Below are 10,560 nucleotides of genomic sequence, written 5' to 3'. Positions count from 1 at the left end.
AGTACAAGTGCGCCTGGTACGGGCGCGACCTCGTCGTGATCGACCGCTTCTTCCCCTCCAGCAAGCTGTGCGGGACCTGCGGCACGGTCCGCGAGAAACTGCCGCCGCACGTCCGTGTATGGACGTGCGACCACTGCGGCGCAACCCATGACCGCGACGTGAACGCGGCGCGTAACATCCCGGCCGCCGGGTCGGCGGCGTCTGCCTGTGGAGACGGTGTAAGACCTCAACGGGAGTCCTCCCGAACGGGGCAGTCGTCGCTGAAGCAGGAACCCCAGCGGGCAACCGCTGGAACCCCCCGCCCTTGAGGTGGGGGAGGAAGTCAAAATGGAAGGTTCACCACGGACACGAGCCCCGACAAGCCCCGGCGACCGGCCTGGTGAAAGGGGCCGGAGGACGGATTGCGGGTAACGTTCCCACCAACCGGGAGGAACGGAGGGACCCGGGATGCACCTGCCGGACGACGAGCACATCGGCAACCGGATCGCCGTGCAGCGGAAACGCGCCGGACTCACCCAGCGCGGCCTCGCCCAGCGCATCCCCTACTCCTACAGCCTGCTGCGTCATGTCGAGAGCGGCCACAAGAAGGCCTCCCCGGAGCTGGTCGACGCCGTCGCCCGGGCCCTGCGCGTCGACACCGCCGCCCTGACGGGCCAGCCGTCCGAGCACCCGATGCGGCCCGACCGCGTCGCCGCCCTCGTCCGGCCCATCCGCGAGGCGCTCGACCTGTACGACCTCCCCACCGACCCCCGTACGGCCACCGCCTCGCCCTCCGACCTGATCGCCTCGGCCGACGCGCTCTGCCGCGACGTGCGCGAGGCCCGGCTGTACCAGGCGGCGGCGGGCCTGCCGGATCTGCTCACGGACCTGACCGCCTCCTGCCACGAACGCCCGAGCACGGAGCTGTGGCGGGCCATGGCCTCCGCCTGCCGCAGTGCCCACGACGTGACGGTGAAGCTGGGCTGCCACGACCTCGCGGTCATCGCGCTGGACCGGATGGGCTGGGCCGCCGAACACGCCGGCGATCCGCTGCTCGGCGCGATCCGCCAGTACAAGCGGGCCCTGTCCTACCGCAGTCCGGATGCCGAGCACGGCATCGGCCTGCGCATGGTGGCGTACGGTCACCGGCTGCTGGAACAGGCGCGGGAGAGCACCGGGAAGCTGGCCGTCGCCGGGCAACTGCACCTGGGCGGCGCGGTGCTGGCCGCCCGCGCCGGCGACCGGCCGGCCGTCGAGGAGCAACTGGCGCGGGCCGCCGAGACGGCCGCGCGCACCGGCGAGGTCGGCACGGTGCACTGGCTGTCCTTCGGCCCCTCGAACGTCGGGGCGCACGAGGTGTTCGCCCGGCTGCAACTGCGGCAGTACGACGAGGCGCTGGCGGCGGCCCGCGCCATCCGCCCGCCGCACGGCTGGGCGGCGTCCCGGCAGGCCGCCCTGCTGGTGGACGTGGCCCGCGCGGAGCTGGCGACCGGCCGGAACGAGGCGGCGCTGACCTCGCTGCTGAAGGCCCGCAGACTGGCGCCCCAGCAGACCCGGTTCCACCCCCGGGTGCGGGAGACGGTGCTGGAGCTGCTTCAGTCACGGCGCCGGTCGCCGGACGCACTGACCCGGCTGGCCACCTGGATCGGGGTCTGAGGCCGGGACCGCCGCCCCTCCCCCGCGGTCCGCCCTCTGCTGTCCGCAGTCTCTCGCCCGGAGGGCACCGGGCTCGGGGAGTGTGTCACCGAAGAGTGACAGTTGAGGGGTTGTCGCACCGCCACTCTGGGGCCGTAAGCGATCAGTTGAGCACCGATGTCCGGGAGCTCCCGTGCAGCCGACACTCCGCACCGCCACCCGCGTCCCCACCCCGCGGGCGGCGGACCGGCCCGGCCGGCCACCGTCCACCGGACGGCCCGCGGCCGTCGGCGGACTGCCCGGGAAACCTCCCGGACCGGACAGGAAGGCGACACCGTGACCATCACCCCCCACCGGACGGACCGGTCCCTGGGCACCGTCCTGTCCGACGGGACCGACACCCGGCTGCCGACCGGCTGGCTGCGGGCCACCGGCCGGGTCCCCGACGTGCTGGCCGCCTGGGAACGCGACGCCCTGGCCGAGGTTCCCACCGGAATCGCCTGGGACGTCGTCCGCGTCCCGGCCGTGACGGTCCAGGAGACACTGCGGCTCCTGACCGCCGCCCGGGCTCCGATCGGTCCCGTCATCGCCACCCCCTTCGGCGCGGAGTTCTTCGTCTCCCTGGGCTCGGCGGACGGCTGGACCGTCCCCGGCGCCTCCCTCCTCCCCCGCGGCAGGCTGGCCCTGCTGCCGCACCCGCGGTCCGCCGATCCGTGCCGTGTCTCCGACCGCTGCTGGCTCGTCAGGCCGGACGACCGGACCCTGACCTGGGGAGCGGACCTGCGGGACGCCTACGCCGAGGCCCTGGCCAACCTGCCCGAGGACAGCGCCGGATAACCGCCCCTCCGCCGCGGGCGGGGCCGTCGGCCCCGCCCCGAACGGCCACTCCCGGCGGTCCCGGCCCCGCGCCCGCGGACGGCTGACCCGCCGCGTTCGTCCGGCGCGGCAGGGGGAAGACGTACCTCACTCCCCGTATCGCCGAGGGCGGGGAACGCACCGCCCCGAGGATCGCCGAGAGGACGCCATGGCCGTCACGTTCCGCAAGAGTTTCCGCATCCTGCCGGGGGTACGGCTGAACATCAACCGCCGCTCCTGGTCGGTCACCCTGGGGCAGGGCAAGGGACCGAGGCACACACTCAACTCGGCCGGCCACCGCACCACGTCCATGAACCTCCCCGGCCCCTTCGGCTACCGCAAGCGGACGACGAGCAAGCGGCGCGGCGGCCGCTGACCGGTCGTGCGGTGCCGTGAACCCACACGGCACCGCACTGCCCCGCACGGCCCCCCGTCCACCGGGCACCCGGGCACCCGTCCCCTGGTGCATCATGGTGCGCATGGCTCCTTGGGCTGGAAGGCGATCGGCCGTCCTGGCGGTCTGCGCCGCCGCCGTGCTCGGCACGGGCACGGCCCCGGTCCGGGCCACCGGCGACGTCGGGTTGCACGTCGAGGCCCCGGAACGCTACGTCATGTACGCCGCCGACGAGGGTGCGCGGGCCTCGAACCGCGGCTTCACCGTCCCGGTGGGGGTCCGCGGCGGCACCGCGGAGAACCTCACGCTGATCGTCGACGCGTCGGAACTGGCGGGTGTCGCGCGTCTGACGGACACCCACTGCACCGACCGCGACATGATCTACACCTGCGACTACGGCTCCCCGAACGACGGGGAGAGCATGGCGCCCTTCGGGATCCACGGCGTCGCGGGCGTACGGCCCGGAGAGGGCGGCACGATCCGGTACACCGTCACCGCCGACAACGCGCCCACCGTCACCGGCAGCACCCGCATGGTGGTCGGCGGGCCCGCCCTCACCCCCCACGGCCACCGGGCGGTCACCGGTGCCGAACCCGGCAGGCCGCTGCGCTTCACGCCCGCGTTCACCAACCGGACCGGTCTGACGGGCACCGAGGGCGTCGGCCTGAAGATCACCGTGAGTGACGGCCTGGCCCTGGACCGCCGGTACGGCAACTGCCACTACCAGGGATCCCGTTCGGCCTGGTGCGAGTTCCCCACCCGTGTCGCGCCCCGCACCGCGTACCGGACCGGTGTCCCCCTCGCCCTCACCGTCGGCCCCGAGGTGATCAACGGCTCGCTGTGGTACGAGACGGTGGCCTGGCGCAAGAAACCGGCCGGCCACACCAAACGCGGCAGGGGCGCCCCGCTCACCCTGGTCCGCACGGCGGAGGGGGAGGCCGCGGGAACCCCCGGCCTGATCGACGTGCGCACCGGCCGGCAGGCCGACTACCGTCCCGTCACCGGCACCGTCGAGGGCAGGGTCGGAGAGACCGTCGAGGTCGGGATCGGAGTGCGCAACGCCGGTCCCGGCGACCCCGGCCTCCCCGAAGACCTCGACCGGCCGGGCCGCCTTGAGGTGATCCCGCCCGAGGGCACCACGGTCACCTCCATCCCCCGCACCTACGACGACTTCGAAGGGGGCGGAGGGAAGTGGGCGTGCGACCGGCCGAAGAAGTCGGGCGGCCCCTACGTCTGCGACCTCGGCGCACCCCCCTTCGGCATGCTGCCCCCGGGACGTTCCAGCGAGGTCACCTTCCACTTCCGCATCGACAGGAAGGTCCCGGGCGCGCGGGGCAGCGTCAGGGTGTTCGGCCCCTTCGACCGCACTCCCGCCAACGACACCGCTCCCATCCCGGTCCGGGCCCACCCGCCCGCCCCCCGGGCCGGGCGGTCCCCCGTCGTGTCCGCAGGCGCGGTCCTGACCACCGCGGCGGCCGGGGCGCTCGGTGCCGTCCTCCTTCTCCGTCGCCGAGCCCTCCGGCGACGGCCGGCGGACACGTGACCGCCGGGGGCGGCTCCCGGCCCGGTGCTCAGACGCCGAACTCCGTGGGCGAGAGCCCCAGTGCGGCACAGGCCTCCCGGATGACGTTCTGTTCGGCGGGCGCGAAGTCGCCGTCGGCACCGGCGACGACGATGCCGGTCTGGATCACCGCCCTGGCCTCCGCCGGCTTCTTGGCGGCCTTGGCGATCTCCTGCATCGCCTCCGCCCTGCCCGCCTGGAAGTCGGCCGTCAGCCGGTCCACGTGCTTGTTGAACCGCTGGCGGAGCTGGTCCGGCGGGAAGTTCTGCAGAACGTCGTTGCCGACGATCAGCGACTCCACGTGCTGCCGCTCGGCCGGGTCCACGTGTCCGTCGGCGGCGGCCACCAGCGCGCACATCGCCATGCTCGCGTCCCGGTAGGCGCCGCTCTTCAGCTCCGCCTTCGCCGAGGTGAGCTGGGTCTTGAGCATGCCGACCAGCTTGGCGCGCGACCCCCCGCCGGACCGGGAGCCCGTGCCCTGGCCAGTGCCCTGCCCAGGACCACCGTGCCCCGGACCCGGACCCTGGCCGCCCGCTCCTCCCGTGCCCCGGGACTGCTGGAGACTCCTGGCCTGGCTCACGGCCTGGTCCTTGATCCGGTTCCACATCGCCACTGGTGCCACCTCGGCTTCGCTCGCTGCCCGTCCTGTGACGGCCTGTCTCCTACCAACGCCCCAGGGTGGCCATCCGTTCCGCGGAGGAGCGCGCGGCGCCTCCGTGCGGCGCCGGGGCGTGCCGGTGCCGTCAGTGATCCGAGTGGCCGGAGGACCCGTGGTCCTCGTCGCTCCCCCCGCCGTCCCGTTCGGAGGGGCTGCCGGAGGGGCTGCCGGAGTGACTGCCGTGCCCGTGCTCCGGCGGGCGGACGGACGCGTTCGGCACGGCGCCGGAGAACTGCCCGACCTGGCCCTTGCGCTCTCCCTGGGGCCAGACGAGCACGCGGTAGCCGACGGTCACGATGTCCGGTACGTACCAGGCGCTCAGTTGTGTCGTGCTCTCCCCGGGTGCCAGCTCGCCCTCGAAGGCGCCGTCGTCGGCGGCCCGCTGGGCCATGCCCCCCACCTCGACGCCCACCCACTGGACCGCCGTCCTGTCCAGATCGACGGGGGCGTCACCGGTGTTGGCCAGCCTCACCCGCAGCCCCATCGGCTCGCCGCTCTGGTCCAGCGCCGCCTTGCGGGCCTCGGCCAGCCGCGCCTTCTCCACCGTGCCGCCCTCGAGGTCCGTACGGCTGCCCGGGCGGAGCTCCCCCAGCACGGTCACCGTCGCCTCCAGACCGTCCGGCCAGGTGAAGGTCTTCCCCACCGGCACCGGTGTCGGCGCGGGAGCCACCTCGGCGGACGGTGCGGTGCTGATCGGGACGGAGGGTTCGGGCGCGGCGGAGTCGTCCCCGGAACCGCACCCGGTGAGCACTAACGAGGCCAGAACCGCCGCGAGCACGGATCGACGCATGAGCACTCCAAGCTGACGGCCCCCCGGCGGATACGACGGAGCCGACGGTAGCGCCCGGCAACGGCTCCGTAAAGATCCGTCCCGGTCCGTGGCCGCGGCCCGTTCCCGTCCCGGGACCGCCGGCGTCCGCGGTCACGGTGCGGGCGGGACCGCCCGCACCAGTCCCGTCTGGTAGGCGATGACGACCAGTTGGGCGCGGTCGCGGGCGCCCAGCTTCGTCATCGCGCGGTGGATGTGGGTGCGTACGGTCAGCGGGCTGAGGGTGAGGACCTCGGCGATCTCGGTGTTGGACTTGCCCTCGGCGGCCAGGCCCATCACCTCCCGTTCGCGGACGGTGAGTCCCGACAGGTGCCCCCGAGGCGCGAGGTGCGCCTCGGGGGCGGGGGCCATGAGGAAGTTCGTGATGAGGGTGCGGGTCGCGGCGGGCGACAGGAGCGCCTCGCCGGAGGCCACCGTGCGCAGGCCGGCCAGCAGGGTGTCGGCGGTGACGTCCTTGCCGAGGAAGCCGCTGGCGCCGGCGCGCAGCGCCTGGGCGACGTAGTCCTCGGTCTCGAACGTCGTCAGGATGAGGACGCGGGTGGCGGACAGCTCCGGGTCCGCGCAGATCGCGGAGGTGGCGGCGAGACCGTCCGTGCCCGGCATCCGGATGTCCATGAGGACGATGTCGGGGCGGTGGACACGGGCCAGTTCCAGCGCCTCCGCGCCGTCCGAGGCCTCGCCGACCACCGCCATGTCCTCGCAGGAGTCGATCAGGACCCGGAAAGTGGCCCGTAGTAGGGCTTGGTCGTCCGCGAGCAGTACCTTGACGGCCATGGCTGTGCTCCTCCTTCCGGAGCGTCTGTGGTGTGCACGGCCGCCTCGGGTTCCGAGGGCTGGAGCGGCAGTGCGGTGGTGACCTCGAAGCCGCCCTCCGGGCGGGGTCCCGCGCGGAGCTCACCGCCGGCGGTGTGGGCGCGTTCCCGCATGCCCATGATGCCGAAGCCCCGGACCGGCCCGGTCCCGGCGGCCGCTGCGGTGTCGGCCGCGCCGGTCGTGCCGGCTGCATCCGGACCGTCGTTGCTGACCGTGATCAGCAGGCGCGGCCCCGAGTAGGCGAGGTGCACGTGCGCGGAGTCCGCGGCGGCGTGCTTGGTGACATTGGTGAGCGCCTCCTGCACGATCCGGAACGCGGTCAGGTCCGCCCCGGGGGAGAGCGGGCGCGGCTCCCCCGTGGTGGTGACCGTGACGGCGAGCCCCGCGGACGCGCACGCCGAGACCAGTTCGGGCAGACGGGCGAGGCCGGGGGACGGCTCCAGAGGGGCGGCGGCCGGGTCGTCGTTCTGGCGCAGCAGTCCCAGCGTGGACTTCAGTTCGCGCAGCGCGGAGGACGTGGTGCCGGCCAGGTCGGTGAGGATCTCCTTCGTCTTGGGCGGATCGGTGAGCGCCAGGTAGGCGGCCGTACTGGCCTGGGCGTTGGCCAGGGCCATGTGGTGGGCCACCACGTCGTGCAGTTCACGGGCGATGCGCATGCGCTCCTCGGTGACGCGCAGCCGGGCCTCCTCCTCCCGGGTGCGCTCGGCGTGTTCGGCACGGGCCTGCACCGATGCCAGATAGGCGCGCCGCAACCGGGTCATGTTGCCGGCGACGAGCGGCAGCAGCAGCCAGAACAGGTAGCTGACCGCCCTGAGGACGAGGGAGTGGCCGTCCGCTGGGCCGGCGACCGCCGATGCCGCCACCAGCGCCGCCACGATGACGAGGACGCCGTAGACGTGGGTGGTCCTGCGGTCGGTGAGTTCGGCGAGTGTGGCCAGCCAGTAGAGCGCCGCGATGAGGGGGGCCAGCAGCAGCGGGGTGAACTGGTAGCCCAGCGCGGCCGCGGTCACGGCGCAGACCGCGGTCACGACGACGGCGGTGCGCGGGCGGCGGCGGTACCGCAGCAGGGCGAGGCAGGACACGCCCAGGAGGACGGCGGCGGCCTGGTCGTGGTCGGGTGAACCGGCGTCGGGCAAGGAGAGGTTGTCGCCGAGTATCGCGCAGCCCGTCACCGTCAGGACCAGTAACACGTCGACGACACGGGGATGGCGGCCGGCGTACCGCTCGAGGCGGGCCATGCGGCGCTCAAGGCTGTGGTTCATCGGATTCCCCCGTCGGTGCGCTGGGGCCGTCGTGGCCGTCCCCCCGTGTGAACGGCCGTCCCGGGCCGCCCGTGCCCCGCGACACGGACGACCCGGCGGGAACTGCTCGCTCAGGCCCTGCCAGACCCTGTCAGGTGCGGACCAGTTCCGGCTCGGCCGCCCCGGCCGGCCCTGCTCCCGGGGCCGCCTCGAGCCGGCGGCTGAGCGCCTCGCCCTCCACGTCGACGTCGGGCAGCAGCCGGTCCAGCCACTTCGGCAGCCACCAGGCCCGGTCGCCGAGCAGGGCGAGCACGGCGGGCACGATCGCCATCCGCACGACGAAGGCGTCGAACAGGACGGCGGCGGCGAGCCCGAACCCGATCGTCTTGACGATGGGGTCGCTCTCCCCGATGAACCCGGAGAACACCGCGATCATGATCAGCGCGGCGGCCACGACGACCCGGGCACTGTGCCGGAAGCCGGACGTGATCGCCTGGCCGGCCCCCTCACCGTGGACGTACGCCTCCCGCATCCGCGAGACGAGGAAGACCTCGTAGTCCATGGCCAGGCCGAAGACGATGCCCACCAGGAAGATCGGCGTCAGGCTCATGATCGGGCCGGTCTGTTCCACACCCAGGAGCCCGGCGCCGTGGCCCTGCTGGAAGACGAGGACGACCACGCCGAGGGAGGCCAGCACCGACAGCAGGAAGCCCAGGGCCGCCTTCAGCGGGACGAGCAGGGAGCGGAAGACCACCATCAGGAGCAGGATCGCCAGGCCCACCACGACGACCAGGTAGGGGATCAGGGCGGCCTGCACCTTGTCGGAGATGTCGATATTCAGCGCGGTGACACCGGTGACCTCGAAGGTCGCCCCGGTCCCGGACTCGATTCCGGGCCGCTCGTCCCGGATGGCCGTGACCAGTTCCTCGGTCCGCTCGTCGGTCGGCGCCGTGGCCGGCACGACCTGGAGGATCGCCGTGTCACCGGCCTCGTTGAAGGTGGCCGGGGAGACGGAGACGACCCCCTCGGTGTCGCGGATCCGCTCCGCGACCGTCTTGGCGGCGCCCTCCGGGTCGGCCTTGCCCGCCGCGTCCACGACGACGGTCAGCGGCCCGTTGAAGCCCGGCCCGAAGGCGTCGGCGAGCGCGTCGTAGGCCCGGCGCTCGGTGGTGGAGGTCGGTTTGGCCTCGTCCCCGGGTATGCCGAGTTGCAGGCCCGTCACCGGTACCGCGAGGGCCCCGATACCCGCCACGCCGAGCAGCAGCACGGGCAGCGGGCGCCGCAGGACGAACCGCGCCCAGCGGGTGCCCCCGTTGTTCCGGGTGTCCTGTTCCTCGGCCTGTCCGCCCTTGCGGGCCCGCCGCGTGAGCACGGCGTTCGGCCAGAAACCGAGGAACGCCGGGACCAGCGTCAGCGCGATCAGCACGGCGACGACGACCGCGCCCGCCGCGGCCAGCCCCATCTTGGTGAGCATCGGGACGCCGACCACCGCGAGTCCGGCCAGCGCGATGACGACGGTGAGCCCGGCGAACACCACCGCGGAACCGGCCGTGCCGACCGCCAGCCCGACCGCCTCCTGCGGCGCACGGCCCTGGGCGCGCTCCTCGCGGTAGCGGGAGACGACGAACAGCGCGTAGTCGATGCCGACCGCGAGTCCCAGCATCATCGCCAGGACGCCGGTGGTCGTGGACAGGCCCAGCGCGGCGGACAGGGCCACGATGGCGGTCATGCTCACGCCGACGCCGATCAGGGCGGTCAGCAGCGGCAGCCCGGCCGCGGCCAGCGACCCGAAGGTGATGAGCAGGACGACGGCGGCCACCGCGACACCGATCAGCTCGGCCGTACCGCCGGCCGCCTCGTTCTCCTCCATCGCGGTTCCGCCGGCCTCGACGGTCAGCCCGGAGTCCCGGGCCGCGTGGAGGGCCTGCTCCAGTTGGGCCCTTCCCTCGTCGGTGAGGTCCTGGACGGCGACCTCGTAGTCCACGGTCGCGTACGCCGTCGTGCCGTTCTCGCTGACGGCCTTCGCCTGGAACGGGTCGACGGCACTCGCGACCTGCGCGCCGTCGGCCAGGTCGGCCACGGCCTCCTCGACGGCCCGTCTGTTCTCACCGGTGGTGATCTTCTCCCCGTCCGGCGCGATGAAGACGACCCGGGCGGTCGCGCCGTCGGCGGCGGCTCCGGGGAACCGTTCCTCCATCAGGTCGAAGGCTCTCTGGGACTCGATGCCCGGCATGGAGAACCCCTCGTCGGGAGCCTCCGGTGCCCGGAGGGCGCCCAGCCCGACGGCGGCCAGGACGGCCGCCCAGACCAGGGCGACGTACCAGCGCCGCCGGAAGGCCAGGCGGCCCACTCGGTAAAGGAAGGTAGCCACGACAGGAGATCTCCAGATTCTTGGTCCGACTGTCCACCCAGGCTCCCGGCAGCGGGCTCCCCTGTCGTCGTGCTCCTGTCGACAGTTCCGCTACTGAGAACGCAGTAGGAACCGGCCGGGCGGTCCGCCGGTGGTACGACGGCTCCCCCTGGGGCACGGAACACGGCCGGCCGCCCGGCGGCCGGCCCGCGCCCGGCCGCTCCCGGACTCCCGCCGCCGGTCCC

At 73.6% G+C, this 10,560-nt stretch carries 10 protein-coding genes; 5 read left to right on the top strand and 5 right to left on the bottom strand.

What is annotated here, in order from left to right; all coding sequences use genetic code 11:
- Positions 1-35 precede the first annotated feature (35 nt).
- The 5 genes from CUT44_RS34355 (at position 36) to CUT44_RS29670 (ending at position 4,406) form a co-directional block, all read left to right on the top strand.
- Positions 36-308, top strand: a complete 273-nt coding sequence (locus tag CUT44_RS34355; protein ID WP_408646823.1) for a zinc ribbon domain-containing protein — start codon at positions 36-38, stop codon at positions 306-308.
- Positions 309-447: 139 nt separating this feature from the next.
- Positions 448-1,635: a helix-turn-helix domain-containing protein gene (locus CUT44_RS29685; protein ID WP_100205019.1), complete on the top strand. Its 1,188-nt coding sequence runs from the start codon at positions 448-450 to the stop codon at positions 1,633-1,635.
- 315 nt (positions 1,636-1,950) lie between these two features.
- A complete protein-coding gene (locus CUT44_RS29680) occupies positions 1,951-2,451 on the top strand; it encodes a hypothetical protein (RefSeq protein WP_100205018.1) in 501 nt (166 codons plus the stop codon).
- 187 nt (positions 2,452-2,638) lie between these two features.
- Positions 2,639-2,845 carry a DUF4236 domain-containing protein gene (locus CUT44_RS29675; protein WP_100205017.1) on the top strand — a complete coding sequence of 69 codons (207 nt, stop codon included), beginning with the start codon at positions 2,639-2,641 and terminating at the stop codon, positions 2,843-2,845.
- Positions 2,846-2,948: 103 nt separating this feature from the next.
- Entirely contained in the window at positions 2,949-4,406 is a 1,458-nt protein-coding gene (locus tag CUT44_RS29670; RefSeq protein WP_233221754.1) for a hypothetical protein, read from the top strand.
- Between the two features lie 28 nt (positions 4,407-4,434).
- Here CUT44_RS29670 and CUT44_RS29665 read toward each other — a convergent pair whose 3' ends face one another.
- The 5 genes from CUT44_RS29665 to CUT44_RS29645 form a co-directional block, all read right to left on the bottom strand.
- Positions 4,435-5,037 (bottom strand): tellurite resistance TerB family protein, encoded by a 603-nt coding sequence (locus CUT44_RS29665; RefSeq protein WP_100205015.1) that lies wholly within the window; start codon positions 5,035-5,037, stop codon positions 4,435-4,437.
- A gap of 130 nt (positions 5,038-5,167) precedes the next feature.
- On the bottom strand, positions 5,168-5,872 hold the full coding sequence (locus tag CUT44_RS29660) for a hypothetical protein (protein ID WP_146252322.1): 705 nt from the start codon (positions 5,870-5,872) through the stop codon (positions 5,168-5,170).
- A 132-nt stretch (positions 5,873-6,004) separates the two neighbouring features.
- Positions 6,005-6,685, bottom strand: coding sequence for a response regulator transcription factor (locus tag CUT44_RS29655; RefSeq protein ID WP_100205013.1), 681 nt, complete (start codon positions 6,683-6,685; stop codon positions 6,005-6,007).
- Positions 6,622-7,986 carry a sensor histidine kinase gene (locus tag CUT44_RS29650; protein WP_100205012.1) on the bottom strand — a complete coding sequence of 455 codons (1,365 nt, stop codon included), beginning with the start codon at positions 7,984-7,986 and terminating at the stop codon, positions 6,622-6,624. The genes CUT44_RS29655 and CUT44_RS29650 overlap by 64 nt, the downstream gene beginning before the upstream one ends.
- Before the next feature lie 130 nt (positions 7,987-8,116).
- Positions 8,117-10,336 (bottom strand): MMPL family transporter, encoded by a 2,220-nt coding sequence (locus CUT44_RS29645; protein ID WP_100205011.1) that lies wholly within the window; start codon positions 10,334-10,336, stop codon positions 8,117-8,119.
- Positions 10,337-10,560: the final 224 nt, after the last annotated feature.

Source organism: Streptomyces carminius (genome assembly GCF_002794255.1).
Lineage (GTDB): Bacteria > Actinomycetota > Actinomycetes > Streptomycetales > Streptomycetaceae > Streptomyces > Streptomyces carminius.
This window is presented reverse-complemented; position numbering and strand designations above follow the sequence as displayed.